We start from the raw sequence: 24,851 nt of genomic DNA, 5'->3' as shown, positions 1-24,851 counted from the left end.
GGCCCGGCTGCCGCTGCCCGACCGCGGCGCCGACGTGGTCGTCATGATCTGGCTGCTGCACCTGCTGGACGCGGCGACGTCCGCCGCCGCGCTGCGCGAGGCCGCGCGGGTGCTGCGGCCGGGCGGGACACTCATCACCACCGTGGACAAGGACGCGGCCGCCTACGTCGGCGGCGACCCGGCCGCCGCGCTGATCTCTCCCGTACGGGAGGCTCACCTGTCCCCGCCGGGGGACGCGCCGGGCCGCGTGGCCGCCCTCACCGGGCTCGCGGAGCGGGGGAGGGCCGCGTTCACGGGGCACGGGCAGGGCCGCAGCCCCCGGCGCTGGCGCGAGCTGCTGGCCGAGGGCGGGCGTCACTGGGCCGCGAAGGCCGGCCCGGAGGCGCTGGCGGGCCTCGACCGGCGGCTCGCCGCGCTGCCCGGCCAGGACCGCCCCGGCCCCGACCCGGTCTACACGCTCGCCGCGTTCGGTTGACCTTGACGTAGCGTCAACGTGTCTCATGGAGGCATGCGGATCGGCGAACTCGCCGCGCTGGTCGGGGTCTCCACCCGGACCGTGCGGCACTACCACCGTCTCGGGCTGCTGCCCGAGCCGGCGCGGACGGCCGGCGGTTACCGCGAGTACCGGCTGCGCGACGCCGTGCTGCTCGCGCGGGTGCGCCGGCTGGCGGAGCTGGGGCTGTCGCTGGACGAGGTCCGCGACGTGCTCGCCGACGACCGGGGCAGGGACCTGCGCGAGGTGCTCCTGGAGCTGGACGCCGACCTCGCCAGGCAGCAGGAGGCCCTCGCGGCGCGGCGGGCCCGGCTGGCCGCGCTGCTGGAGGAGGACGAACTGCGGCCCGACTCGGCCGTGTCCCCCGGCATGGCGGCGGTGCTGCGCGACCTGACCGTGCGGGGGTCGAGGGCCGCCGAGATGGACCGGGAGATGCTCACGCTCATGGACACGACCGCCGGACCCGGCGACCGCGACGAGATCGTCGAGCTGATGCGGCCGCTCGCCGGACCCGGCATGCGCGACCGGAGCCAGGAGCTCTACCGGCGGCTGGACGAGCTCGGCGACGCCCGGCCGGACGATCCGCGGGTCCGCGAGCTGGCCGCCGACGCCGCCGCGCACCTGCCCGACGAGCTGGTGCGCCAGCTCGTCGGGCACCTGCCGTCGGGCGGGCCCTGGTTCGACGCCCTGCTGGAGGAGCTGACACCCGCGCAGGCCGAGGTGTTCCGGCTGATGGTCGACCTGGTGAGGGAGAGAACGTGAGAGCGCTGCGCCGCATCATGGGGTTCGACGCGAAGGGCATGGCGAGCCTGGTGCTGTGGGTCACCCGCCGCCGGGACGGCGTGCCGCCCCGCGCGCTGGCCGCCTCCTACTCCCGGGCCCAGTCGGCGACCATGATCCTGCTCCTGGTCGTGGTGGGCGGCGAGGCCGTGGTCGTGGAGGTGGTGCTGCGCGCCTTCGACGTACCCGCCGCGATCCGCGTGCCGATCCTGGTGCTCGACCTGTACGGGCTGCTGTTCGGGTTCGCGGTGGTGGCCGCCTGCGTCACCCGGCCGCACGTCGTCACCGACCGCGAGCTGCGGATCCGGTACGGGGCCTTCTTCGACCTGCGCATCCCGCGCGAGCTGGTCGCCTCGGTGCGCACGGTGCGCGCCTACAACGAGTCGGGCCTGGTCACGGTCGACGGCGAACGGCTGACCGTGGCGGTGGCCTCGCAGGTGAACGTGGTGGTGGAACTGTCGGAGCCGGTCACCGCGGTCCGGCCGCTGGGCGCCGAGGCGGCGGTCACCACGGTGCGGTTCTTCGCCGACGAGCCGGGCCCGCTGGTGGCCCTGATGCGTCAGGCCGCGGAGCCGGCGGCCTGACCGGCCGCGTAGGCGAAGACCAGCCCCAGCCAGACCCAGCCCACGACGATCGTGGCGCGCTGCACGAGCCCGCTTCTCGGATGGTCGTGCTCCCACGCCTGGCTGAAGGCGACGAAGCCGGCGCCCAGGGCGGTCGCCGTCACGGCCGAGTACCACTTCCATCCGGCGTCGGGCAGGACGAACACCGCGATGAGCGCGCAGATGGGCAGCAGGCCGAAGACGAGCGCCCCGGCCCAGTCGTGCAGCCTGTGCCGCGTCGACACCGCCTCCGGGGTGGTGTCGGGCGTCCCTGGCGGATAGCCCCGCATCGGGTCCATGGGGAACACGCCCGAGGCGACCAGCGCGAGCCCGAACAGCGCGATCGCGGCGGCGAGCGGCACGCTGCCGAGCGCGCCCCCCAGGGCGACCGCGCCCGCCGTGATCGCCAGGCCGCACACGAGGAAGTTGGCCCCCTGCACCCAGCCGCGGGGGCCGAGCGCCAGTGCGCTCACCGGATGCCGGACCGGCCGGTATCCCGGCCGGGTCCAGCCGTCCAGCGTGAACGTGACGACGAACAGCCACGAGCCGAGCGCCCCCAGCCACAGGAGCGCCGTCATGCCGGCCCTGTCAAAGAGGTCGTCAGCGCCGCTCGTCCGGCCCGGTCTGGAGGCATGGATCGACTCTATGCCGACCAGACCGGATCCGCGTGGGGCTGCCGTTACCGGCAGCGGTCCCCGTTCAGGTGGAACACCTCCGGCGCCGGGTTCGGGCCCGCGGGCGCGGTGGCGGCGAACCCGAACACGGCCGTGCCGCCGGGCCGCAGCCGCCGGTCGCTCTTCGCCGTCACCACCGGCCCGTCCTGGGCGACGGCCGCCCCCCAGGAGTTCCGGACGCGCTGCGCGCCGGGGAACGACCAGCGCAGCGTCCAGCCGTCGAGCGACTTGCCGCCGGCGTTGCGCACGGTGACCTCCGCCGTGAAGCTCCGGTCGCCGCGCGCCGTGTAGCGGACGTCGCAGCCGGTGTGCCCGGACCGGTCGGCCAGGAACGTCGAGATCCAGGCCAGCGGGGCGTTCCAGTTGATGGTCAGCTCGTTCGTGGACCAGGACTCGATGTGGTCGACGTAGCAGAACTGCGGCGCGCAGCCCTGGAGCAGCCGCTGGGCGACCGGGTCCTGGATGGCCGAGTTCGGTCCGCCGGACAGCGTGCCGCGCGGCGGATTGGGCAGCGACGGGTCGAGCTGGCGGGCGTACCATCGGCTGTGCTGGTTCTGGGACGACACCTCGCCGTAGCCGGTCACGTACGACTGGTTGAGCGCGTTGCGGCCGAGGATGTAGTCCATGCCCTCGCGCACCCCGGCGCGGTACTTCTCCTTGCCGCTCAGGTCGTAGGCGACGGCCATCACCACCATGTTGTTCAGCACCAGGTTGTTGGAGCCCCAGTCGTAGTCAGGCGGGGCGTACGGCAGCCCGTACGGGTGCTCCCGCTGGGTGGCGAGATACTTGTCCGCGCCTTCCAGCACCGAGCGGCGTACCCGCTCGCGGTCGCGGATCGCGTTCGGCACCGTGGCCAGCTGCAGGCGGCCGAGCTGGGCGGTGTTGCCCCAGTCGAAGCCGCGCTCGCGCCAGATGTCGCCGGTGTGGTGCGGCGAGGCCAGCACGAAGTCGGCGAACCGCTTCTCCCCGGTGGTGATGAACAGCTCGGCCGCCGCCCAGTAGAACTCGTCGCTGACGTCGGAGTCGGGGTAGGCGCCGCCGCCGATGCCGTCGTTCGGGTCGGCCAGGCGGTCGGGGTTGGCCACGGCCGCCGCCCACGCCCGGCGGGCCGCGGCCAGGTTGCGCGCGGCGAACGCGGCGTCGTACGGGGCGAACACGCGGGCGGCCTGGGCGGCGGTCGCCGCGAGGTTGAGGGTGGCGGCCGTGGACGGCGGGTGCAGCTCGCGCGGCTGCGGGTCCAGGTGCGGCATCAGCGGCAGCCCGGTCCACTGCCGGTCATGGATCTTGTGGTGCGCCATGCCGGCCAGCGCCTCGCCCTGCGGGACCTCCATGCTCAGCAGGAACTCCTGCTCCCATCGGGCCTCGTCCAGCACGTCGGGGACGCCGTTGCCGCTCTCCGGGATGTTCAGCTGCCCGTCGGTGAAGGCGGACCTGTCGCGCTCGTACACGCTCATGAGCTGGTGGACGGAGATGCCGCCGTTGACCACGTACTTGCCGTGATCGCCCGCGTCGTACCAGCCGCCGCTGACGTCGAGCGAGTAGTCGCACACGCCGGGCTGGCAGGGGACGCTGGTGTCGCCCTGGTTCGGGGCCACGCCGACGTGGCCGGCGGGGCGGCCGTAGCCGGGCCGCAGGTCGTCGCGGATCTCGATGCCACTGCGCTGGGTGTAGTAGAACTTCAGCGCGTCCACCCGCATCTCGTCATACAGGTCGGCGGCGATGTCGAACGGGCGGCTGGTCTCGCCGTCCGCGCTGAGCGTGTAGCCGGCGCCGGCCTTGCGGTAGGCGCCGAAGTCGATGCTGTGCACCCGCTGCCCGGAACTGTCGTCCAGGCCGCGCGGGGTGCTCTTGCCGCGCGCGACGGTACGGCCCGTCGCGTTCTTCAGCTCCCACGTCACCGGCTCGGCCGCCTCGGTGACCACGGTCGCGTTCTTGGGGCCGTCGGTCAGGTAGCCGACCATGTTGACGCGCACCCGGGGGCCGGTGTCCGGCTCGTACTCGTCCGGCTCCGCGCCGCCGCGCAGCGACACGTCGTCCACGCAGAGCCTCCAGGGTTCGGCGCTGCCGCCCACCTGGAAGGCGACCTGGGCGTTCGGCAGCGAGACGGGGGCGGTGAAGGTGTACCGGTGGACGTCGCCGGACACGCTCAGCGCCGGGGCGGCCGACAGGTACTGCGTCCACGGATCGACCGGGAGCTGGACCAGCGCCCTGCCGACCTTGGCCGGGGTGGCCGAGGCGTAGAACGAGAACGCGTACGTCTCGCCCTCGACCAGCGGCAGGTTGTCCTGTCCGATGATGACGTCCCACGGGTTGGCGGTGCCGCCGGGGACGTCCACGCAGAGCCGGCCGTCGTCGACGGCGAGCGTGATGTTGCCGGTGCCCCACCAGGAGGCGGTGCCGTCGTCGAAGGAGCCGTTGACGATCTGTTCCGGCCCCTCGTCGGCGGCGGCGTGCGCCGGGATGGCGGGGACGAGGGCGAACGCGGTGAGCAGGGCCAGTGCCGTGGCCAGGCGTCGGGTCATGAGATCCTCGAAGGTGCGTTGGGAGCGCTCCCAGGATCCTCCGGTGGCCGCGCCGCCCCGTCAACGGGCGGCGGCATCGGCCCTGGTCGGCGATGAAACTTTCAGCCGCGGCCCAGCTCCGCCTCGATGAGCTCGGCCGCCCGGACCGCGCCGCCCTCCGCGCGGGACCCGGCTCGCAGCCGCCCGAGCCGCTCGGCCACCTCCGGATCGGCGGTCAGCTCCAGCAGGGCGCTCCTGAGCGCGTCGGGCGTCGCCCCGGCCGTGTCGATCCGGCGGGCCACCCCCAGCTCCACCAGCCGGTCGGCGTTCATGAACTGGTCGGCCGCCTGCGGCACCGCGATCATCGGTACCCCGGCCACCAGCCCCTCGCCGCAGCCGCCCATGCCCGCGTGGGTGACGAACGCGTCCGCCCGCTCCAGGATCGCCGGCTGCGGCACCCAGGAGTGGACCTCCACGTTGCCCGGGATCCGGCCCAGCTCGGCGGGGTCGGTGTGCCTGCCGATCTGCATCACGACGTGCCAGCCGGGCAGGTCGCCGAACGCCGCCAGGCACCGCCGGTAGAACTCCGGCTGCCGGGTGTAGGCGGAGCCGAGCGAGATCAGCAGCACGTTCTCCGCCCCGGCCGGGCGCTCCCAGCCCGGTCCTGGCCTCTCGCACGGCCCCACGAACGTCACCCTGTCGTCCACCCGATCGGCGTGCGGCTGCATCGCCCGGGGAATGAGCGCCAGGCACCGGGCCGGCCGGGTGGAGAAGGCGTCCACGTCGGTCGTGGTGGCGCCGTTGCCGGCCAGCCACTCGGCGAACCGCGCCCGGTAGGCGTCCGCGCCGGGCAGCTTCCGCAGGTGCACCGCCACCTCCTCGTCGTAGCCGTCCCAGCCGACCATCGCGGGGGAGAGCTGCACGACCGGCCGGCCCTGCCGCTCGGCCAGCGCCCGCGCCGCGTACCCGCCGATGTCGTACAGGTAGAGGTCGGCCGGCTCCGCGCCGTACGCGGCCTCCAACTGCGGCAGCAGCTGGATGTTGTCCTCCAGGAAGATCCGCATGGCTGCGATCGGGTCGTCCGGCCAGTCATGGTCGGCGACGGGCAGCGTGGACGTGTACGGAACCAGCTCGGCTCCCGCGTCGGCGATCACCTCGGCCACGACCGGGTCGTTGGCGTAGGTCACCCGGTGCCCGCGCGCCACCAGCTCCCGGATCACTCCGATGCCGGGCAGGACATGACTGATGGCGGGGATGCCGACCATCGCGATGTGAGCGCTGCGCATCCGATGATCCTATTGACGGGGCGACTGCGCCGACGCCCAGATCGCCACGGCCACCACCGCGATGGAGGCCAGCACGGCGACCGCGATCGACAGCGCGGGCTCCGGGGGCTGCGACACCCGCGGAGCGGACCCGGCCGCCAGAAGGGACGGCACGCCGCCATCCGGCTCCAGCACCTCGTTGCCCGAGCAGAGCGACGTGCTCAGCCCCTCGTCCCCCGCGCGGGCGAACACCAAATAGCGCGTCCCCTCCGTGAACGCGAACCCGCAGGCGGCCCCGTCCGCCCTGCTGACCACCTCGAACTCGGCCCGCGCCGGACCCTTGAAGACGCGGTCGGCCCGCAGCGTCGCCGTCAGCCGGCCACCGTCCAGCATCGGCTCGTCCACCCGTACCCGCGTGGCGGTCGCGGCGAGGACGGCGTCCGCGTCGCGCACCCGCTCGGCCGGCTCGCGCGCCACGCACTTACAGGCTCGCGCCGTGCCCTCACCACCCACGAGGAACCCGGCGACCAGCGAGAGCACGGCCAGAATTCGGATCATCATGCTTTCCGGAACGTACGGTGGGCGAGATCGGTTCAGCGGACGAAGGTGACCCGTTCGAGATGCGGCTCGTATTCGGCGGCCCCGGCGACGAGCTTCTCCTTGATGAGGTCCACGGTGGCTCCGCCGGACAGGGCGACGCGCTGGAAGACCGCCGTGTCGCCGTGGACCCGCTTGACGATGACATGCCGCTCGTCGTACCAGCCGGCGAAGGACGTGATGGCGCCGACGCGGCGCACGACCTTACCGGAGCGCGCGTCGACGATCGCGAGCCGCCGGCCGCCGGCTCGGCCGGACGTGGTCGCGAACAGGCGGCCCGAGGGGGAGGCGACCGTCACGGCCGCCCACTCGTCGAACGCGCCCACGCCCTTGTAGAGGCGGCGCCGCTCGCCGTCCATCCCGTAGACGGCGACCCCGCCCCTGTCGTCGTGCCGGGCCATCACCCGCCCGGGGCCTGCGAAGGAGAAGCGGTGGTCGCGGCCGACGCCCCAGTCGCGCACCCGGTGCCGCGGCCCGGCCTTGACCAGGCGGGGGACGCGGTCGTGCGGGTTCAGCGTGACGAAACCGATGATCGTGTACTCGCCGCGGCGGTGCTTCTCGAAGGCGGTGAGCAGCAGGGTGCGGCCGTCCGCCGACCACTCGGGCGAGCTCACCGGCGCGGGCATCTCGACGGCGTGCGTGCGGCCGGTCTCACGGTCGATCAGGTCGATCGTCACAGCATCGATGTCCCCCTTGTGGATCACTCCTTAGACAAGCGCGTCGGGAGCGAAGCCCTTCACCCCGCGACTTCGTATCGCGGGGCCGCCGTCCGGCCGAGGACGTGAGCCGTCGCGGGGAAGAGCGGCGCCGGCAGCCCGTCCGGTGGGAACCACTCCCACGACCGGAACACCCGCGGCTCCGTCACGAGCGGCATGGTGTCCCCCAAGGTCACGGCCACCGCCGCCGTCACCCGTACCGTCCCGCCGGGGTGGTCGACTGTTACGGCCATGACTCGGGGCGGGCCGGCGTCCCCGATGCCGGTCTCCTCCTGCAACTCGCGTACGGCGGCCGCCTCGAAGGTCTCGCCCGGCTCCACCGCGCCGCCCGGCAGGCACCAGGACGGCTCCTCACCGGCCTTGATCCGCTCGCCCAGCAGGATCCGCCCCTGCGGGTCCGTCAGTACGACCCCCACCCCGATGATCCCCACCCGACCTCCCTTACGGCGCCCGCGCCAGTGTAGGACTTGATCTTCGCTAGGGTTGGGCGCCCCCTGCCCCCGGAGCTTGCGAGGAGTGGACCGATGCGCCGCTACAGGTTCGGCCGGGTCGCCGCCGTGGTGGCCGGGGGATTCGTCGTCGCGGTCGTCGTGTCGGGGGCTGTCGCCGTGGTAACCGATGAGGCCGGCTATCTCTGGACCCTCACCGGCGTGCTCGGCGGCGGTTCTGTCGGGTGGGCGACGGTGCTGCCGGTGGTGGCACTCGGGGTGTTGCAGGGCTGGGGGCTGTGGCAGATCCTGCGCGGACGGTCCATGAGGGGAAAGGCGGAGTCGTCCAGGGACGCTCGTCTCCTGCGGGTCGTCCTGTACGCGTCGCTGGTCCTCGCGTTCGTGCCTTCACCGTGGTGGGTCGACCTCCTGGAGGACGCCCTGCTGGTGGCTCTGGTGGTGGTGTTCTACCGGGTGCTCGACCGGGCCTCCACGGTGCTGCGGACGGCCGCGCTGGTGGCGGGGGTGTGCGGTCCGGTCGTCTGGCTCGCGGACGTCGGCCCACTCCAGCTGTTCGGGTTGCCGTGGCTCGTCTGGATGGTGCTGACGCTGGCCGCCCAGGAGCGGGACGGCCGGTGGAGCCGGGTCACAGTGTGGTCGGGAGCGGCGTCGGCGGCGGAATTCTTCCTGCCCGTGGTCGCTTCCATCCACGTCCCGGACGGCCTTGCCGCCTACTACTGGTTCTCGATCGGTAACCAGGCGCTCGAGGTGCTCGGGTTGGTATGGCTCGCCCGTACCGCGCACGAACTCGGGAGCCGGCCGGAGGAACCGGCACCCGGACGCGGGCCCGGCCCGCGCGGGCCGTGGCGGTCGGCGTTCGCCGGTGCGGTCACGGTCGCGGTGCTCGTCCTCGTCCCGGTCTCGGACCACGCGCCCGGCCCCGTCACCACGGCACGAGCCTGCGAGCGGGCGGAGGAAGACCGGCGGTGGGACGCCTCGGCTCCGCCGCTCACCGGTGAGCTGACGTTCGTGTGCGAGGTGCGCACGTCAGGAAAACCGTCGTTCGCGCAGGGCATGCCGGACGGCAGGCTGATCGTCTACGGGCACCGCCTGTGCGGCGCCTACACCCGGGCAGACCAGCGCGAGCTGGCAGGACTCCGCGCAAGCGACGGCCTCGACCCGGCGGACCTGGCGACCCTCCTGGCGGGCATCTGCCCTCGCGCCGCCGCCACGCTGAAGGCGGCGGCCGAGGCCGAGCAGCGCGAGTTGCTGGCCTGGGTGGCGGCGGAGCAGCGCGTATGCGCCAAGGTGCCCCGCCACCGCCCCCTGATCAAGCCGGTGAAGGCGACGGTGGTGAAAAGTCCTATCTGGCCGGAACTGCCCCTCCAGGCGTACGAAGAGGGAGCCGAGACGGACCCCTTCGAAGACGACCTGATGGACCGCGCGCACGAGAAAGACCTGGTCGCCTCGGCCCCCGGCCATCTCATCGTCTTCGCCAGCACCTCACTCCGCTCCTGCGTCACCGTCGAAACGTACGACCGGCGCCCGCCGATGGAGACCAAGGGCTGGGCACGCGTGGTCGAGGTCGGCTACCACAGCCCGGACGGCAGCATCGTCCTCCACGACGGGCTGGGCAGCGCCCTGCTCCCCGACCTCGCCGCCCACGGCAAAGGCCACTACCGGATCCGCGTCCACCTGAGCCGGATCCCCGGGAAGGGGGAGGAAGAGGGTGCTTACCGGCTGCTCATCATGTCCTACCCGGGCCGCGGCGACCACGTCATCGACCACCGCCCATGACCCGGTCAGCCGTCCCTGCGTGGTCCGCGAACACCCCGTCGAAGATCTGGCGTGCCCGGTCCTGCTCCTGCTCCGGAAGCGGCCCCTTGCGGCGCTCGTAGTCGGCCAGGTAGTCGTCCATGATCTGGCCGCGTACCTCGCTCGACTGCGGCGGCGGTGAAGGCGGAGAACTCGCCTCTGCCGATACGCTCCTGAATCGCCGCCGTGACGTCTTCCGGGATTCCCCTGGCATCCGCGCCTACCATCCGCTTCCTTACGGCGTCGATCCAGGCCCAGGTACGCGTCCACACTCGCCACCCTGTCCTGGCACCATGCCGCTGCCCTTTGCCGCTGTGGTGGCAGTACACATCGACGACCACAAAGGCCGGACGCCCGATTCCATCGGAAGGCCGGCCTCACTTCCGGCACCCACCCGGGGTGCGGCCTTTGCAGTGTGCCTTACTGAGAGTGATCGGACAACCTCGTTCCCGGGCCGTGACCTCAGAACACACAACCGGTACCCGAATCCGGCGCGGCCTGGGATGTCCCACGGCGCAGGCGGCGGTCGAGGAAGAGAGTGTGAGGTGATGAGATGGCCGTCACCTCCAGGAGAGGAGATGGGCTGGCATGTCCTCGTCTCAGCCGCTGGGCTGGACCATCCGCGCCCACACTCGGTGACCTACCTCCTCCGCGCCTTCGTATCCGACCTGGTCGGCGAGCGCGGCGACGATGGTCAGTCCTCGGCCGTACTCCGCGTCGATCCCGAAGAGCCTGCCGAAGCGGGGAACGCCGCCCCAGCCGCAGTCGTAGACCGCGATGGTGATCGTGGTCGTCGTACGGTTGATCTCGACGATGAAGGTGCCGTGAGGCCGGCCGCTGGCGGTGTGTCGTACCGCGTTCGCGGAGAGTTCGCCGGCGATCAGTTCGGCGTCGTGCCGGTGGTCGGAGTCCGCCAGAAGATAGCGGGTGAAGTGGCGGGCGTGTGGAATGTGGTCGAGGGTGCCGGGGAAGGTGCGTCTCCAGGTCAGGCCGCCGGGGTGAAGGTCGATCATCGCGTCGATGTGCTCGCGGAGGATCGGCCCGGACGGGCTGGTGCCCGGGGCCTGCCCGCGTTGCCGTGGAATGCGCAGACGAGTTGGCGCGACGGCCGATGTGGTGATGTCGGGCATGGTGATCTCTCCATGAACGCATAAGGATTCGGCTGGTCGCCACTACGCTGCCCGATGGCGTGTGCCGCGTGGACTACCACCGCACCCTCCGGCACCACCCCAGCCAACATCGGCGCTGACCTGCGAAGTAGCTGCGGGATTCGTGATCGGTGCCCCGCCGTGGCCAGGGGCGGCCACCCGGCCGCTAGCACGCTAGGTGACCATTGCTTTACGATGCGTGCACAATGTGGAGGTGGTCGGGATGTCCGGAGAAGGCTACCGAATACTGCTCCGAGCTCGCTCGTGGAGTCAGCACCTGCGAGCGAAGGGTTTCACCTGGGATCAGATCGCGGATGTGCTCGCTCTCACTCACCAGGTGAGCCCGTTGCGGCTCCATCGATTCGCGCACGGCCGCACGGCCGCCGACGTCGTGTCCATGGTCAACGACGCTGACCCGGCGGGTACGGCCGCTCTACGCGAGTCGCGACTGTACGACTATGAGGGGTGGCCGGAAGCGGGCCGCCGTCCGCCCGCCCGTCTGCTGGCCGTGCTGGCCGAGATCTACCAGACCACGGCCCGAAGGCTGCTGTCTGACGAGGTCGTGGGTTCGTACGAGACTGCCGATCGTGCCCTGATCGACGGCGCGGACTTCCGTCATCTGGACGCCAACCAGCCCACACCGCCCAAGCGGGACAGTCGTGTCACTCCAAAGACGGATGCGGAGGCCACCTCTGGGGGCAAGACGGCAGTGGACACGGCGGCGTGTGTGCGCCTGCTGCGTGCCATCGACGTAGAGGAGGCCGACGTGAAGCGACGGGCACTACTCTTCGAACTGGCTCTGGCGTTCGGCGGAAGCCAGGCACTCGACCTGCTGCGGATACTTGGCCCGGACGAAGAGGAACGCCTGGCCGGGGTGCTGCGCGACACCTGGCGGACGGACGAGGCCACGGTACGGACCTTCGAGAAGATGACGTTGCATGCGCGACGGGCCGACGACGTATCCGGGCCCGCGGCCCTCCTGCCCGTCATCCACGGGCAGCGGATGGCGGTCGGAAAGCTTCTCGCCCGCGAGTCGATGCTGCCGACCCTGCGCGACAGGCTCCTTGGTACGTATGCGCAACTGTCACAGCTGGCCGGCTTCCTCACCTATGACCTGCGCGATTACGCGGCAGCCGAGCGGCCTCTGCACAACGCCTTGCGCTCGGCGCTTGACCTCGGCGATCCCACACTGATCGCCTGCATGCACTACTGGCTCGGCAGGGTGGCCGCTGACCAGGACCGGATCACCTCAGTCTTCGACCATGCCTACGCCATGCGGAACTGGGCCGCCCGGTCTCCGAGCAAGCTACTGGCCCCGCTGCACCAATCCCTGTTCTCGCTCGGCTATGCCTTCGAGGGCGACGCGGCGGCGAGTGTCCGCGCGCATGAAAGCGCGCTTGTCTCGGCAAGGGCGCCGAAGGAGAACGAACGCGAGTTCCTGTACTGGGTCTCGCCGGCGTGGGTGAAAGCCAGGAGGACCTCTTTGCTGGTTCGTCTGAATCAGCCCGGCCAGATCATCAAGACGGCCGAGCACCAGCTGGCCGAGATAGACCCGGAATTCAAGAGAAGCCGTGGAATGATGCTGGCCCGATACGCCCATGCCTTGGCGCAGGCCAAGGAGATTCCCGAGTCCACCGTCAAGCTCACCGAGGCCGCCTACATCACCAGGCAGCACAGCTCAGTACGGCTGACCGATGAGATCGGCCAGGCGCGTGCCCGGCTGGAGCCGTGGGCGAGCACCACGTACGTCCGCCGGTTGGACGAGTCCCTGCGATCCTGCGGTCTCGCTCCGACGGGGCGCTCGTAGTCGTCCAGGATCTGATGATGGCCGCCGCCCGGCGGCAGTGTGGGCGGCGGCCATCGGTTCACAAGGGCAGCCCGCCCGTGGCCGAGGTGGTGGAGCCGGTGGCCTGGTAGGCGGCGATGGTGCGTTCGGCGATGCGCATCTGGTGGATCTCGTCGGCGCCGTCGGCGAAGCGGGCCCAGCGGGCGTGCTGGAACATGTGGGCCAGCGGCGTGTCGGTGGAGTAGCCGAGGGCGCCGTGGACCTGGATGGCGCGGTCGATGATGCGGTTGAGGCTGTTGGCGACGAAGTGCTTGGCCATCGAGACCTCGGTGCGGAAGTCCTCGCCGCGGTCGATCTTGTAGGCGGCGTGCAGCACCATCAGCTTGCACTGGTACAGCTCCATCGCCGAGTCGGCGATGAGCCACTGGACGCCCTGCTTCTCGGCCAGCAGGGAGCCGTGGCTGTAGCGGTTGAGCGCCCGGTCGACCATCATGTCCAGGGCCGTCTCCGCCTGGGAGATCCAGCGCATGCAGTGGGCGAGCCGGGCCGGGCCGAGGCGGTACTGGCCGAGGCGGTGGCCGTTGCCGCGCCCGCCGAGTATCTGGCTGTCGGCGACGCGCAGGTCCTCGATGACGATCTCGCTGTGGCCGGTCGAGCCGTGCATGGTCTCGACCTCGCGCACGTCGTTCCAGCCCTGCTGCGGCAGGTCGATGAGGAAGGCCGTGTTGGCGCCCCGGCTGCCTTCGGGGACGTCGTCCTCGGTCCTGGCGATGAGGATGGCGAAGCTCGCCCTGCGGGCGTTGGAGATGAACCACTTGTGCCCGTTGATCACCCACTCGTCGCCGTCCTTGACCGCGCGGGTGCGGATCAGGGTGGGGTCGGAGCCGGCCACTTCCGGCTCGGTCATGGCGAAGCAGGACATCTGCCGGCCTTCCAGGAGCGGCCGGAGGTACTTCTCCTTCTGCTCGTCGTCCGCCCAGTGCAGCAGCGTGTGCATGTTGCCCTCGTCGGGGGCCTGGCAGTTGAGCACCCATGGCCCGAGCCGGGTCTTGGCCGCCTCCGACTGCACCATCGCCAGCTCGACGTGGCCCAGCCCCATGCCGCCCCACTCCTTCGGCATGTGCGGCAGCCACAGCCCGGCGGCCTTGGCCTGCTCCCGCAGCGCGAAGATGCCGCGCAGGTAGGCGTCCCGGTCGCGCTCGCTCAGCTCCTCGCTCGCGGGGATCACGACCTCCTGGATGAAGGCGCGTACCCTCTTGCGGATCTCCTCGTGCTCAGGGGCGAGGGTGAAGTCGATGGCCATGAGACGGTCTCCTAGATGTCGGGGAAGTGGCAGGCGACGTAGTGGTCGCCGCCGTTCACCGGGCGGATCTCGGGTTCCTCGCGCGCGCACCGCTCGGCGGCGCGCGGGCAGCGGGTACGGAAGCGGCAGCCGGACGGCGGGTCGACCGGCGACGGCGGCTCGCCGCTGATGAGCCGGTCCGCCGGGGGAAGGTCGAGCCCGCTGCCGGGGATGGCGGCGAGCAGCGCCTTGGTGTAGGGGTGGGCGGGGCGGGCGATGAGCTCCTCGCTGGGCGCCAGCTCGCACGTCTTGCCGAGGTACATCACCATGATCCGGTCGCTGATGTTCTTCACCACGGCCAGGTCGTGCGCGATGAACACCAGCGTCAGCCGGTAGCGCTCCTTGAGGTCCTCCAGCAGGGCGAGGATCTGCGCCTGCACTGACACGTCCAGCGCCGACACCGGCTCGTCGCAGATCACCACCTCCGGCTCCAGCACCAGCGCCCGCGCGATCGAGACGCGCTGGCACTGCCCGCCGGAGAACTCGTGCGGCCGCCGCACCGCGGCCGTCGCCGGGTCCAGGCCGACGGCCTCCAGGACCTCGTCCACCTTGCCGGTGCCGGACCCCCACACCAGCGGGCCCTCCTCGACGATCTCCCGGACGCGGCGGCGCGGGTTCAGCGACGAGATCGGGTCCTGGAAGATCATCTGCAGCCGCCGCCTGACCCGGCGCAGCGCCTCGCCGCGCAGCGTGGTCAGGTCGAGCCCGTCCAGCCGCACTGCCCCGGCCCGTGGGCGGGGGAGCTGGACGAGCGCCTTGGCGGTGCTCGACTTGCCGCACCCGGACTCGCCGACGATGCCCAGCGTCTCGCCTCTGGCCAGGTCGAAGCTCACGCCGGAGACCGCTCTGACCGTGCGGCCGCGTCCGGCGGGGAACTCCACGTACAGATTCTCGACCTGAAGCAGCACCTCGTCACGCGGGCGCAGGTGCGCCGTCCCGCTACCGGCCATGCGTCTCGGCTCCCTCTGGTGTGTCGCTGACGGCCGTGCCGGTCGGGTGCCAGCAGGCGTAGTGGTGGTCGCCGGCCTCCGCGAGCAGCGGCGGGGCCTCCTCGGCGCACCGGTCCTGGGCGTACGCGCAGCGCGGCCGGAACGGGCAGCCCGGCGGCACGTCGGACAGGTCCGGCGGGCGGCCGGGGATGACGCGCAGCCGGTGGTGGGACGGGTCGGTGAGCCGGGGCGCCGCCTGGAGCAGGGCCTCGGTGTACGGCATCCGGGGCCGGGTGAAGACCTGCTCCGCGGGGCCGCGTTCGACGACCTTGCCCGCGTACATGACGATCACCTCGTCGGCCCACTGCCGCACCACCGACAGGTCGTGGCTGACCAGCACCACGGCCATGTCGCGTTCCTCGCGCAGCCGGTGGATGAGGCGGAGCACCTGGTCCTGGATGGTGACGTCGAGCGCGGTGGTGGGCTCGTCGGCGAAGAGCACGTCGGGGCCGCAGGACAGCGCCATGGCGATCGTGACCCGCTGGCGCATCCCGCCGGAGAGCTGGTGCGGGTAGCGGCGCAGCATGCGGGCCGGGTCGGGGATGCCGACCGAGGCGAGCAGCCGCTCGGCCTCCTGACGGGCCTGCCGGCGGTTCATGCCCAGGTGCACCCGGAGCGGCTCGGTCACCTGGGTGCCGATGGTGCGCACCGGGTTGAGCGCGGTCATCGGGTCCTGGAAGACGGTGCCGAGCCGGCGGCCGAGCACCTGGCGCATCTCCTCGGGCGTGAACGCCGTCAGGTCGTCGCCTTCGAGGTGGACGTGCCCGCCCCGGGACACCTCGGTGGCGGGCAGCAGGCCGAGGATGGTACGGATCAGCATCGACTTGCCGGACCCGGACTCGCCCACGATCGCCAGGGTCCTGCCGCGCTCCAGGGTGAAGGACACCCCGTCGACCGCCTTGACGGTGCCGCGCGGCGTGTGGATGTGCGTGCGCAGGTCCTCGACCTGGAGCAGGGCGCCGGTGACGGGGCGCGGCGCGGGGCCCGCGGGCAGCGGCGCGGCCTGCCGGGCCGGCTCCAGCCCGCTCTGCCGTACGTCGGTCAGCGCCCGCAGCCGGTCGCCGACCAGGTTGAACGCGAGCACGGTGAGGAACATGACGATCGACGGCGCCAGCACCACGTGCGGGGCGTCCTCCATCAGCGTGCGGCCCTCGTTGATGAGCCCGCCCCAGGTCGGCGTGGGCGCCTGCACCGACAGGCCGAGGAAGGCCAGGCTGCCCTCGGCCACGATGACCACGGCCATCCCGATGAAGGCGTAGGAGGCGGCCGGGACCGCCACGTTCGGCATGATCTCCCGCCACAGGATGCGCCGGTCCCGTACGCCGAGCACCCGGGCGGCGAGCACGAACTCCCGCTCGGCGAAGGCGAGCGTGGTGCCGCGGATCAGCCGGACCCAGGCGGGGATGCCCAGCACGCCGAGCACGATGAGCACGTTGCGCAGGCTGGCCCCGGCGAACGCCACCACGGCCAGCGCGAACACCAGCGAGGGGAAGGCCAGCGCGATGTCGTTGGCCGCCATGATCACCGAGTCGGCGAGGCCCTTGCGGTATCCGGCCAGGATGCCGAGCGGCGCGCCGAGGCCCAGGCCCAGCACCACCGCGCCGATGCCCACGCCGAGGGAGACGCGGGCGCCGTGCACGACGCGGCTGAACACGTCGCGGCCGAGACCGTCGGTGCCGAACGGGTGCTCGGCGCTGGGCGCCGACCGGGGCGGGCCGACCAGCGTGTCGTCGTAGCCGGCGATGGGCAGCAGGTCGGCCAGCGCGGCGGCGGCCACGATCAGCCCGATCCAGGCGGTCGCGAGCCAGAATCCCGGTCCCAGGCGCCTACGCACGACGGATCCTCGGGTCGACGACCGCGTACACGACGTCCACCAGGAAGTTGACCAGTACGTAGCCGACCGAGATCAGCACGACGCCTCCCTGCACGGTCAGATAGTCGCGGGAGAAGATGGAGTCGACGATGAGCCGCCCGATGCCGGGCAGCCCGAAGAGCGTTTCGATGATCACCGTGCCGCCGATGAGGGCGCCGAGGTTGAGTCCCACGGCGGTGATCAGCGAGATCGCGGAGGGCCGCAGCGCGTGCCGCCACAGGATGCGGCGCGGCGACAGGCCGCGCGCCCTGGCCAGCGTGATGTAGTCCTCCTGGAGGGTCGCGATCAGGTCGGCGCGCAGGAGCCGGGCGTAGACGGCGAGCTGCCCGCAGCCGAGCGTGACGGCGGGCAGCAGCACCGAGGTGAGGTTCCAGCCCAGGTCCACCGAGATGGGCGTCCACCCGGTGGCGGGCACGATCTGCCAGGTGACGGCGAAGACCAGGATGAGCAGCACGCCGAGCACGAACACCGGCGTCGACAGCAGCGCGAAGCTCATCGCGGTGAGCGCCTGGTCGAGGGCGCCGCCGGCCCGGCGGGCGGCGGCCACGCCCACCGGGATCGCCAGGCCGAGCGCCACGAGCTGCGCGGCGACGAGCAGCTCCAGCGTGACGGGCAGCCGCTCGATCAGCTCGTCGGCGACCGGCACCCGGGAGATGTAGGAGGTGCCCCAGTCGCCGGTGAGCAGGCCGCCCAGCCAGTCGGCGTAGCGGACCATCAGCGGCTGGTCGAGCCCCATGTCGGCGCGGAGCTGCGCGCGGGCCTCCTCCGTGGCCGAGATGCCGAGGATCTGCGTGACGGGGTCACCCGGCAGGAAGTTGAGCAGCAGGTACGACAGGAACGTCACCACCAGCAGCACGACCATGAGCCGGATGAGCCGGTTGACGGCGAGGATCACTGCTTGGTGACCCAGATCTGGGAGAACGGGTGGTACGGGATGGGCGAGCCGGTCAGCGGCAGGCCCTTCTCCCCGTCGGGCAGCAGTTGCTCGCCGATGCCGCGGACCTTGGCCCTGGTGATGATGGCCCCGGTGGTGAGGTGGTCGAGGAAGACGTACGGCACCTGGTCGCGCAGCCGCTCCTGGACGGTGGCGTACGCCTTCTTGCGGGTCGCCTCGTCGGGGGACATCCGGCCGGCGTCGAGCGCCTTGCTGAGCCGCTCGTCCTTGAACCGGGTGAAGTTGAGCGAGACGTTGCCGACGGGCTGGGCGTAGGCCTGGTGCAGCCAGATGTACTCGCCGTCGGGGTCGGAGGAGGAGAACGCGGTCCACACCGTGGCCTGGTAGTTGCCGACGACCGCGCGGTTGATCAGGTCGGGCTGGTCCGCCTGCTTGATCGTCACGTCGATGCCGGCCTTGCGCCACATGTCCTGGGCCAGTTCGACGCCCTGCATGGTGTTGGGGTCGGGGGTGGAGATCACCTCGAACTTGATCGGGCCCTTCTCCGCCTCCACCTCCTTCACCAGGGCGGTGGCCTTGGCCAGGTCGTAGTCGGGGTAGCCGCCCTGGTCGGAGTACCACTTGGAGTCCTTGGGCCACGGCCCGTCGGCCGGCTCCGTCAGCCCGCCGCGCAGGGTGGAGACGACGGCGGCGCGGTCGGTGGCGTGGGCGAGGGCGCGGCGCACCCGGACGTCGTCGAGCGGCGGGACGGCGGTGTTGAGCATGAACGTGTACTCCGGCACGGGCATGCCCTGCGTCCGGTACACGGCGTAGGCGTCCTTCTGCCCGCCGTACTTGGTGATGTCCTCGTCGCGGGTGGTGCCCATGGCGTCGATGCCGCCGGCCTCCAGCGTCTGGGCCCGGGTCTGGCTGTCGGGCAGGATGCGGAACTCGACCTCGTCCAGGTACGGCAGGCCCTCGCGCCAGTAGCGGGGGTTCTTGGTCACCACCATCCGGCTGTCCGGGACGTACTCCTTGAACATGAACGGGCCGGTGCCGACCGGTTTGAGGCTGGCGGTGCGGGGGTCGGTCAGCGACGAGGGCGGCACGATCATGCCGACCTGGGCGGCCAGGTAGTAGGGGAAGGCGACCCAGGGCTGCTTGAGCTTGACCGTGACGGTCATCGGGTCGGTGAGCTCGACCGAGTCGAGCGGCTGGAAGACGGCCGTGTTGAGCGGCGACGCCTTCTGCGCCTCCAGGTTGGCCTTGACGATGTCGCCGGTCAGCGCGATGCCGTCGTGGAAGGAGATGCCCTCCCTGACCTTGATCGCCCATTCGTCGTAGGCGTCGTTGGGGGTGAGCGATTCGGCCAGGTACGGCTTCCAGTCGCCGGCGGCGTCCACGCTCACCAGGGGTTCGATGATGGTGGTGACCATGCTGTAGCTCTGCGCCGCGAACTGGTCGGTCACCGGGTTGAGCCCGTTGGCGTCGGCGCTCAGCCCGTACACCAGCCGTCCGCCCGCCTTGGGCGACGACGAGTCCGCCGGCGCCTCACCGGCCGGTTCGGCGGTGGGCCGCTCACCGCTGCACGCCACCAACGTCATAACCGCCAGCGCGAGCGCCAACGGCGTCTTCCAGCGTTTCATCACGCCTCCTCCCGGACATCCCCCCGAGAGCAATTTCACCGATAGTACTATCGGTGAAAATCCGCACAAGCGCCAGAGCACGATCGTTACCGGGGGAGCGACCACACTAGAGTTATCGGTGGACGAGAGAGGTGCCCGTGACCAACACACCGCTCACCAGGAGTGAGGCCAAGGATCTGACCAGGCGCAGGCTCATCAGGGCCGCGCTGCGGATCCTCGACGAGGAGGGCGAGGCGGGCCTGACCACGGTCAAGGTCGCCAAGGCCGCCGGCATCGCGCAGTCCAGCTTCTACGTCCACTTCAGGGACAAGCAGGACCTGTTGCGCGCTCTGGGCGACGAGGGTGGCGAGCGCCTGCGCCGGGCCATGCGCGAGGCCCGCCGCCAGGCTCGCGAGGCCCCCACCGAGCTGGAGAGCCACCGCGACACCTTCCGCATCCCGCTGGAGGCCATCTCCCGGCATCCCGAGCTGCTGCGCCTGCAGTTGCGCGCCCGCCACGACCCGTCCTCGCCGCTGCGCGACTTCGCGCTGGAGAGCGCCAAGGCCTACCGCGACCACCACGCGGCCGACCTGGCCGCCCTCGGCTACACCGCCGACAACGAGCGCGACCGCCGCCGCCTGGAGATGATCGCCGAAGGCATCAACGCGGCCACCAACGCCCTGGCGCTCGGCCACCTGGAAGGCCGCTACCCCGAGCTGGAGGAGGCCGTGGACGTGCTGGTCGCGCTGTCGAGAGGCGCCCTGCGGTGGCTGCGCTCCACCCAGCCGGGCTCCTGATCAGACCAGGCCGCGATCGGCGCCGGCCTGCGGGAGCGTGATCGCGCGTTTGAGGATCTTGCCGGTCGGGCTCACCGGGAGCTCGCCGACGATCGCGACATGCCGGGGATACTTGTACGCCGCCACCCGCTCCCTGACGAAGGCGCGCAGCTCGTCCGCGCCGACCGGCTCCCGCAGCGCCACCACGGCGGCGATCTCCTCGCCCAGCTCCGGGTGCGGCACCCCGATGACGGCGGCCTGCCGCACCGCCGGATGCTCGTAGAGCACCTCCTCCACCTCGCGCGGGTAGACCGTGTAGCCGCCGCGCAGGATCACGTCACGCCGCCGGTCCACGAGGAAGAAGAACCCGTCCTCGTCCACCCGCCCCAGGTCGCCGGTGTGGAACCAGCCGTCCTTGATCGCCTCGGCGGTGGCGGCCGGATTGTTCCAGTAGCCCTTCATCACGTTCGGGCCGCGCACCACGATCTCGCCGACCTCGCCGCACGGCACCTGGCGGCCGTCCTCGCCGACCACCCGCATCTCGATGCCGCGCACCGGCCAGCCGATCGAGCCGGCCCGGCGGCCGTCGCCGCCCCGGTTGGTGGCGGCCACCGCGGAGGTCTCGCTGAGCCCGTACCCCTCGACGATCGCGCAGCCGAAGCGCTCCTCGAAGGCGCGCAGCACGTCCAGCGGCAGCGGGGCGCCGCCGGAGACGCAGATGCGCAGCAGCGACAGGTCGGAGGCGCCCGGATGGTCGAGCAGCGCGATGTACATGGTCGGCACGCCCTGGAAGACCGTCACCCCGTCGCGGCGGATCACCTCCAGCGCCCGGCCCGCGTCGAAGCGGCTCATGAGCGTGAGCCGCGCCCCGGCGTGCACGGTCGCGTTGAGCGAGCACGTCTGGCCGAAGGAGTGGTAGAGCGGCAGCGCGCCGAGCACCACGTCGTCCACGCCGAGCGCGTGCATGCGGGCCACGATCGCGGCGTTGCCGCCCAGGTTGCCGTGGGTCAGCTCGATGCCCTTGGCCCGGCCCGTGGTGCCGGCGGTGTAGTGGATCACCGCGGTGTCGTCGTCGTCCCGCGCGACGACCTCCGGGTCGGCGGGCAGCCCGCGCAGCAGGCGGCGGAACTCGTCCGGCACCACGAAGAAGCAGTCGGTGCCGGTGGCGGCGGCGCCGGCCTCGGCGGTCTCGGCGAAGGCGTGCCAGGCGATCAGCAGCCGCGGCCCGCAGTCGCTCACGTACGCGGCGATCTCGCGCCTGCGCAGCAGCGGGTCGAGCGGCACCACGACGGCGCCCAGGCGCAGCACCCCGTAGTAGACCACGGCGAACTCCGGCACGTTCGGCAGCATGACCGCCACCCGGTCGCCGATCCCGATGCCGCGCCCGCGCAGCAGCGTCGCCACCCGCGCGGACAGCAGGTCGAGCGCCCGGTAGCTGAGCACCGCGTCGTCCAGCGTGATGACCGCCCGGTCGCCGAGTCGTTCGGCGCAGGTGTGGAGCCGGTCGGCGAGGTTCATGGGGACGACCGTACGCCGGAGGTCCCCCGGTCCTCATCGGTCGTGGTGGCCAGTCTTTTCCGCTCGGGATTGGTGGGAGGCAGCGAGTCCTGCAGCGCGATCGCGACGAGCAACTCGACGAGGTCGTCGATGCGGCGCAGGCTCCTGCCGGTGCGCTCCTGGATGCGGCGCAGCCGGTACTGGGCGGTGTTGGGGTGGATCTGCAGCCGCTCGGCGGCGGTGCGCAGGTTGAGGTCGGCGGCGGCGAAGGCCCGGATCGTGGCGGTCAGCACGCCGCCCCTGGCCCGGTCCTCGTCCAGCAGCGAGGTGATCCGCGGGTCGACGAGGTTGCGGGCGGTGTCGTCGGCGCCCAGCGCGAGATACTGGAACGGCGTGATGCGCGGCAGCGCGGCCACCCCGCCGTCCTCCGGCAGGAAGTCGATCACCGCCCGCGCCTCCTGGTAGGCCTGGGGGAGGTGCGCGATGCCCGCGACCACGGTGCTGATGCCCATCGCGAGCACGATACCTTCGGCCAGCAGCGACTCCCGCAGCGCCTGCAGCCGGTCGCACAGCTCCTCCGGGTCGCCGCCTTGGCCGAGCGCCGGGATGGCGACGATCTCCGACTGGCGCACCACCGACAGCGTGCGCCCGCCGGTCCTGGCGCCGCCGGCGTTCATCCGCGCCAGGGCCGCGCACGCGGCGTGCCGGGCGTCGGCGCCCCGGTCCGGCCCGCGCGGCACCACGCTGGGCGGGTCGAGCACGACCGCGACCACCACCAGCAGCGGCGTGCGGACGTCCGGGCCGAGCCCGTGCGCCTGCGCGGCGGCGAGCTGCGGCCCGCGCGTCGGCGTCGCCCCGGCCAGCAGCGTCTCCAGCAGGTCCCGGGTCTCGCGCACCGCCTCGGCGGCCGCGTACTGCTGGAATTCCAGATAGGCGTTGGCGGCGTGCGTGCTGGCGAAGTCGCAGTAGCGCATGAGCGGGGCCGCCAGCGACAGCGCCGCCTCGCGCCCCGCGTAGGTGTGGCCCGCCCTGGCCAGCACCGACTCCCAGAACACCTGCTGGCCGACCCGGAAGGCGTTGATGTAGTCGGCCAGCGCCACCCCGGCCCTGGCGCGGCGCATCGCCGCCTGGCGGACGTAGGCGATGTCCTCCGGCCGCACCGTCCGGTCCTCGAACAGCACGGCGAGCTTGCCCCGGTAGTGGCGCACCACCTGGTCGCGCACGTCGGCCAGGAACTCCTCGGTCCGGGCGGCGTAGGCGGGGATCTCGGCGCGCATCGTCGCCACCGCCGTCCCGGCCAGCCGGTCGAGGTCGGAGAGCAGTTCGGAGAGGATCCGCGCGCGCTGCGCCCGGACCGGCTCCGTACCAGTGAACGTTTCCGCGCCGGCGCGACCGCCGGAACCACTGGACATGTCCGGGATGATCCCCGCCGGTTGCGGGGAGGTCAACGGCTCGTAACCGCTCCGAGACAGTCGCTGTGTCCTGTGGACAACCTTCGGTGCGCAGGTTGGGTCGCCGTGCCCAATGCGGCAGGAGACGGCCCGAACCTACGCTGACCCCACCTGCAGAACATTCTTCCGCTCGCTGTGCCCCAGGAGGCCGGATGCTGGAAGTACACGATCTCACTGTCCGGTTCGGCGGCATCACCGCGCTCGACGGCGTCGGGTTCTCCGTACGGAACGGTGAGATGGTGGGCTTGATCGGACCGAACGGCGCCGGCAAGACCACCCTGTTCAACTGCCTGACCCGGCGCTACCGGGCCGACGCGGGGCAAGTCCGCTACGAGGGCGAGGACCTGCTCGCCGTGCCGCCGCACGCCATCGCGGCGCTCGGCATCGCCCGCACCTTCCAGAACCTCGGCCTGTTCCCGCGCGTCTCCGTACGGGACAACGTGCTGGTCGGCGCGCACCACCGGGGCCGGGCCGGATTCCTGACCGCGGCGCTGCGGCTGCCCGGCGTGCGCGGCGAGGAACGCCGGCTGCGCGCCGAGGCCGACGCGCTGCTGGAGCGGCTGGGCCTGTCGGCGGTCGCCGACCACCCGGCGGCCGGGCTGCCGTTCGGCACGCTCAAGCGGGTGGAGCTGGCCAGGGCGCTGGCCGCGCAGCCGCGCCTGCTGCTGCTGGACGAGCCCGTCAACGGGCTCAACTCGGCCGAGGTCGAGGAGTTCGCCGGCACCCTGCGCGCCCTGCGCGACGACCTGGACCTGACCGTCGTGGTGGTCGAGCACCACATGGGCTTCGTCATGGGCACCTGCGACCGGATCGTGTGCCTGGACTTCGGCAAGAAGATCGCCGAAGGCCCGCCCGAGGAGGTCCAGCGCGACCCCGGCGTCATCGAGGCCTACCTGGGGACGGCGGTATGAGCGAGTTGGTGGTCACCGGGCTGGACGCCGGGTACGGCGGCGCCCAGGTGCTGCACGACGTCACCTTCACCGTGGGCGAGGGCGAGATCTGCGCCATCCTCGGCCCCAACGGCGCGGGCAAGACGACCCTGCTGCGGGCGCTGTCGGGCATGGTCAAGGGGCGCGGCGGCGTGCGGCTCGGCGGCGTCGAGCTGCTCGGCCGCCCGCCCGACGCGCTGGCCAGGATGGGCGTCGCGCACGTGCCGGAGGGCCGGGGCACGTTCATGCCGCTCACCGTCGAGGAGAACCTGCGCCTGGGCGCCTACACCCGGCGCGACGGCCTGGAGCAGGACCTCGACCGCATCTACACCTACTTCCCCGCCCTCAAGCCCCGGCTCAAGCAGGCGGCGGGCAGCCTCAGCGGCGGCGAGCAGCAGATGCTGGCCCTCGGCCGGGCGCTCATGCTGCGCCCCCGGCTGCTCCTTCTGGACGAGCCGTCGCTCGGCCTCGCCCCGCTGGTCACCCGGGAGCTGTTCCGGATCGTGCGGACCATCAACGAACAGGAGCGCACCACCGTGGTCGTCGTCGAGCAGAACGCCCACCTCGCCCTGGGCGTCGCCCAGCGGGCGCACGTCCTGGAAACCGGGCGGATCGTGCTGTCGGGCACGGCGGCGCAGATCCGGCAGGACGAGCAGGTCGCCCAGTCCTACCTCGGATACCGGGTCTGAC

At 72.0% G+C, this 24,851-nt stretch carries 23 protein-coding genes; 8 read left to right on the top strand and 15 right to left on the bottom strand.

The annotated features are described in order from the left end of the window. The 3 genes from OUY22_RS16765 to OUY22_RS16755 form a co-directional block, all read left to right on the top strand. The coding region (locus tag OUY22_RS16765; protein ID WP_270155914.1) for a class I SAM-dependent methyltransferase at nt 1–475 on the top strand (475 nt) is incomplete at its 5' end. A gap of 33 nt (nt 476–508) precedes the next feature. Beyond that, nucleotides 509–1,255 carry a MerR family transcriptional regulator gene (locus OUY22_RS16760; RefSeq protein ID WP_270155913.1) on the top strand — a complete coding sequence of 249 codons (747 nt, stop codon included), beginning with the start codon at nt 509–511 and terminating at the stop codon, nt 1,253–1,255. Beyond that, on the top strand, nt 1,252–1,857 hold the full coding sequence (locus tag OUY22_RS16755) for a hypothetical protein (RefSeq protein ID WP_270155912.1): 606 nt from the start codon (nt 1,252–1,254) through the stop codon (nt 1,855–1,857). The genes OUY22_RS16760 and OUY22_RS16755 overlap by 4 nt, the downstream gene beginning before the upstream one ends. On the opposite strand, the gene OUY22_RS16750 is transcribed toward OUY22_RS16755, so the two are convergent. The 6 genes from OUY22_RS16750 to OUY22_RS16725 all read right to left on the bottom strand — a co-directional run bounded on the left by OUY22_RS16750 (nt 1,833) and on the right by OUY22_RS16725 (nt 8,059). Next, nucleotides 1,833–2,453, bottom strand: a complete 621-nt coding sequence (locus OUY22_RS16750; protein ID WP_270155911.1) for a DUF998 domain-containing protein — start codon at nt 2,451–2,453, stop codon at nt 1,833–1,835. The two genes, OUY22_RS16755 and OUY22_RS16750, sit on opposite strands and share 25 nt — an antisense overlap. Before the next feature lie 101 nt (nt 2,454–2,554). Further along, nucleotides 2,555–5,071: a glycoside hydrolase family 9 protein gene (locus OUY22_RS16745; RefSeq protein WP_270155910.1), complete on the bottom strand. Its 2,517-nt coding sequence runs from the start codon at nt 5,069–5,071 to the stop codon at nt 2,555–2,557. A 101-nt stretch (nt 5,072–5,172) separates the two neighbouring features. Further along, the gene (locus tag OUY22_RS16740) at nt 5,173–6,336 is read right to left on the bottom strand and encodes a macrolide family glycosyltransferase (protein WP_270155909.1); all 1,164 of its coding nucleotides are present in this window, start codon (nt 6,334–6,336) and stop codon (nt 5,173–5,175) included. A 9-nt stretch (nt 6,337–6,345) separates the two neighbouring features. Beyond that, nucleotides 6,346–6,876, bottom strand: a complete 531-nt coding sequence (locus OUY22_RS16735) for a hypothetical protein (RefSeq protein WP_270155908.1) — start codon at nt 6,874–6,876, stop codon at nt 6,346–6,348. A gap of 32 nt (nt 6,877–6,908) precedes the next feature. Beyond that, nucleotides 6,909–7,589, bottom strand: coding sequence for a TolB-like translocation protein (locus tag OUY22_RS16730; protein ID WP_270155907.1), 681 nt, complete (start codon nt 7,587–7,589; stop codon nt 6,909–6,911). 59 nt (nt 7,590–7,648) lie between these two features. Further along, nucleotides 7,649–8,059, bottom strand: a complete 411-nt coding sequence (locus OUY22_RS16725; RefSeq protein WP_270155906.1) for a nucleotide triphosphate diphosphatase NUDT15 — start codon at nt 8,057–8,059, stop codon at nt 7,649–7,651. 93 nt (nt 8,060–8,152) lie between these two features. On the opposite strand from OUY22_RS16725, the gene OUY22_RS16720 reads away from it, so the two are divergent. Continuing rightward, nucleotides 8,153–9,853 (top strand): hypothetical protein, encoded by a 1,701-nt coding sequence (locus OUY22_RS16720; protein WP_270155905.1) that lies wholly within the window; start codon nt 8,153–8,155, stop codon nt 9,851–9,853. Here OUY22_RS16720 and OUY22_RS16715 read toward each other — a convergent pair. Both OUY22_RS16715 and OUY22_RS16710 read right to left on the bottom strand, forming a co-directional pair. Then, the gene (locus OUY22_RS16715; protein ID WP_270155904.1) at nt 9,834–9,974 is read right to left on the bottom strand and encodes a hypothetical protein; all 141 of its coding nucleotides are present in this window, start codon (nt 9,972–9,974) and stop codon (nt 9,834–9,836) included. The genes OUY22_RS16720 and OUY22_RS16715 overlap by 20 nt on opposite strands. 496 nt (nt 9,975–10,470) lie before the next feature. Then, complete coding sequence (locus OUY22_RS16710; RefSeq protein ID WP_270155903.1) at nt 10,471–11,001, bottom strand: ATP-binding protein; 531 nt, start codon at nt 10,999–11,001, stop codon at nt 10,471–10,473. 355 nt (nt 11,002–11,356) lie between these two features. Between OUY22_RS16710 and OUY22_RS16705 the strand changes: the two genes are divergently transcribed. Next, nucleotides 11,357–12,826 carry a hypothetical protein gene (locus OUY22_RS16705; protein WP_270155902.1) on the top strand — a complete coding sequence of 490 codons (1,470 nt, stop codon included), beginning with the start codon at nt 11,357–11,359 and terminating at the stop codon, nt 12,824–12,826. A 58-nt stretch (nt 12,827–12,884) separates the two neighbouring features. Here the strand turns inward: OUY22_RS16705 and OUY22_RS16700 are convergent, their stop codons facing one another. Genes OUY22_RS16700 through OUY22_RS16680 form a run of 5 tightly spaced genes read right to left on the bottom strand, consistent with a single transcriptional unit; the run spans nt 12,885 to nt 19,529 of the window. Continuing rightward, nucleotides 12,885–14,108 carry an acyl-CoA dehydrogenase family protein gene (locus OUY22_RS16700; protein WP_270155901.1) on the bottom strand — a complete coding sequence of 408 codons (1,224 nt, stop codon included), beginning with the start codon at nt 14,106–14,108 and terminating at the stop codon, nt 12,885–12,887. An 11-nt stretch (nt 14,109–14,119) separates the two neighbouring features. Then, nucleotides 14,120–15,097 carry an ABC transporter ATP-binding protein gene (locus OUY22_RS16695; protein WP_270155900.1) on the bottom strand — a complete coding sequence of 326 codons (978 nt, stop codon included), beginning with the start codon at nt 15,095–15,097 and terminating at the stop codon, nt 14,120–14,122. Beyond that, the gene (locus OUY22_RS16690) at nt 15,087–16,970 is read right to left on the bottom strand and encodes a dipeptide/oligopeptide/nickel ABC transporter permease/ATP-binding protein (protein ID WP_270155899.1); all 1,884 of its coding nucleotides are present in this window, start codon (nt 16,968–16,970) and stop codon (nt 15,087–15,089) included. Before OUY22_RS16690 ends, OUY22_RS16695 begins: the two co-directional genes overlap by 11 nt. After that, complete coding sequence (locus OUY22_RS16685; protein WP_270155898.1) at nt 16,963–17,904, bottom strand: ABC transporter permease; 942 nt, start codon at nt 17,902–17,904, stop codon at nt 16,963–16,965. The genes OUY22_RS16690 and OUY22_RS16685 overlap by 8 nt, the downstream gene beginning before the upstream one ends. After that, nucleotides 17,901–19,529: an ABC transporter substrate-binding protein gene (locus OUY22_RS16680; RefSeq protein ID WP_270155897.1), complete on the bottom strand. Its 1,629-nt coding sequence runs from the start codon at nt 19,527–19,529 to the stop codon at nt 17,901–17,903. Before OUY22_RS16680 ends, OUY22_RS16685 begins: the two co-directional genes overlap by 4 nt. A 137-nt stretch (nt 19,530–19,666) precedes the next feature. Here OUY22_RS16680 and OUY22_RS16675 point away from each other — a divergent pair, with 137 nt between their 5' ends. Further along, on the top strand, nt 19,667–20,305 hold the full coding sequence (locus OUY22_RS16675) for a TetR family transcriptional regulator (protein ID WP_270155896.1): 639 nt from the start codon (nt 19,667–19,669) through the stop codon (nt 20,303–20,305). Here the strand turns inward: OUY22_RS16675 and OUY22_RS16670 are convergent, their stop codons facing one another. Beyond that, on the bottom strand, nt 20,306–21,802 hold the full coding sequence (locus OUY22_RS16670; RefSeq protein WP_270155894.1) for a long-chain-fatty-acid--CoA ligase: 1,497 nt from the start codon (nt 21,800–21,802) through the stop codon (nt 20,306–20,308). It lies immediately after the preceding gene. Continuing rightward, complete coding sequence (locus OUY22_RS16665) at nt 21,799–23,193, bottom strand: PucR family transcriptional regulator (RefSeq protein ID WP_270155893.1); 1,395 nt, start codon at nt 23,191–23,193, stop codon at nt 21,799–21,801. Before OUY22_RS16665 ends, OUY22_RS16670 begins: the two co-directional genes overlap by 4 nt. 191 nt (nt 23,194–23,384) lie before the next feature. Here OUY22_RS16665 and OUY22_RS16660 point away from each other — a divergent pair, with 191 nt between their 5' ends. Together OUY22_RS16660 and OUY22_RS16655 are read left to right on the top strand one after the other, a co-directional pair. Further along, nucleotides 23,385–24,143 (top strand): ABC transporter ATP-binding protein, encoded by a 759-nt coding sequence (locus OUY22_RS16660; RefSeq protein WP_270155892.1) that lies wholly within the window; start codon nt 23,385–23,387, stop codon nt 24,141–24,143. Beyond that, nucleotides 24,140–24,850, top strand: coding sequence for an ABC transporter ATP-binding protein (locus OUY22_RS16655; protein WP_270155891.1), 711 nt, complete (start codon nt 24,140–24,142; stop codon nt 24,848–24,850). Before OUY22_RS16660 ends, OUY22_RS16655 begins: the two co-directional genes overlap by 4 nt. Nucleotide 24,851: the final 1 nt, after the last annotated feature.

This window comes from Nonomuraea corallina, assembly GCF_027620315.1.
GTDB lineage: Bacteria > Actinomycetota > Actinomycetes > Streptosporangiales > Streptosporangiaceae > Nonomuraea > Nonomuraea corallina.
This window is presented reverse-complemented; position numbering and strand designations above follow the sequence as displayed.

Bases quoted from the DNA above. Each gene is read 5' to 3' on its own strand.
- OUY22_RS16760 (WP_270155913.1), top strand. From the start codon at position 509: ATGCGGATCGGCGAACTCGCCGCGCTGGTCGGGGTCTCCACCCGGACC.
- OUY22_RS16735 (WP_270155908.1), bottom strand. From the start codon at position 6,876: ATGATGATCCGAATTCTGGCCGTGCTCTCGCTGGTCGCCGGGTTCCTC.
- OUY22_RS16720 (WP_270155905.1), top strand. From the start codon at position 8,153: ATGCGCCGCTACAGGTTCGGCCGGGTCGCCGCCGTGGTGGCCGGGGGA.
- OUY22_RS16655 (WP_270155891.1), top strand. From the start codon at position 24,140: ATGAGCGAGTTGGTGGTCACCGGGCTGGACGCCGGGTACGGCGGCGCC.
- OUY22_RS16670 (WP_270155894.1), bottom strand. From the start codon at position 21,802: ATGAACCTCGCCGACCGGCTCCACACCTGCGCCGAACGACTCGGCGAC.
- OUY22_RS16710 (WP_270155903.1), bottom strand. From the start codon at position 11,001: ATGCCCGACATCACCACATCGGCCGTCGCGCCAACTCGTCTGCGCATT.
- OUY22_RS16660 (WP_270155892.1), top strand. From the start codon at position 23,385: ATGCTGGAAGTACACGATCTCACTGTCCGGTTCGGCGGCATCACCGCG.
- OUY22_RS16745 (WP_270155910.1), bottom strand. From the start codon at position 5,071: ATGACCCGACGCCTGGCCACGGCACTGGCCCTGCTCACCGCGTTCGCC.
- OUY22_RS16715 (WP_270155904.1), bottom strand. From the start codon at position 9,974: ATGGACGACTACCTGGCCGACTACGAGCGCCGCAAGGGGCCGCTTCCG.
- OUY22_RS16750 (WP_270155911.1), bottom strand. From the start codon at position 2,453: ATGACGGCGCTCCTGTGGCTGGGGGCGCTCGGCTCGTGGCTGTTCGTC.
- OUY22_RS16740 (WP_270155909.1), bottom strand. From the start codon at position 6,336: ATGCGCAGCGCTCACATCGCGATGGTCGGCATCCCCGCCATCAGTCAT.
- OUY22_RS16680 (WP_270155897.1), bottom strand. From the start codon at position 19,529: ATGAAACGCTGGAAGACGCCGTTGGCGCTCGCGCTGGCGGTTATGACG.
- OUY22_RS16700 (WP_270155901.1), bottom strand. From the start codon at position 14,108: ATGGCCATCGACTTCACCCTCGCCCCTGAGCACGAGGAGATCCGCAAG.
- OUY22_RS16665 (WP_270155893.1), bottom strand. From the start codon at position 23,193: ATGTCCAGTGGTTCCGGCGGTCGCGCCGGCGCGGAAACGTTCACTGGT.
- OUY22_RS16695 (WP_270155900.1), bottom strand. From the start codon at position 15,097: ATGGCCGGTAGCGGGACGGCGCACCTGCGCCCGCGTGACGAGGTGCTG.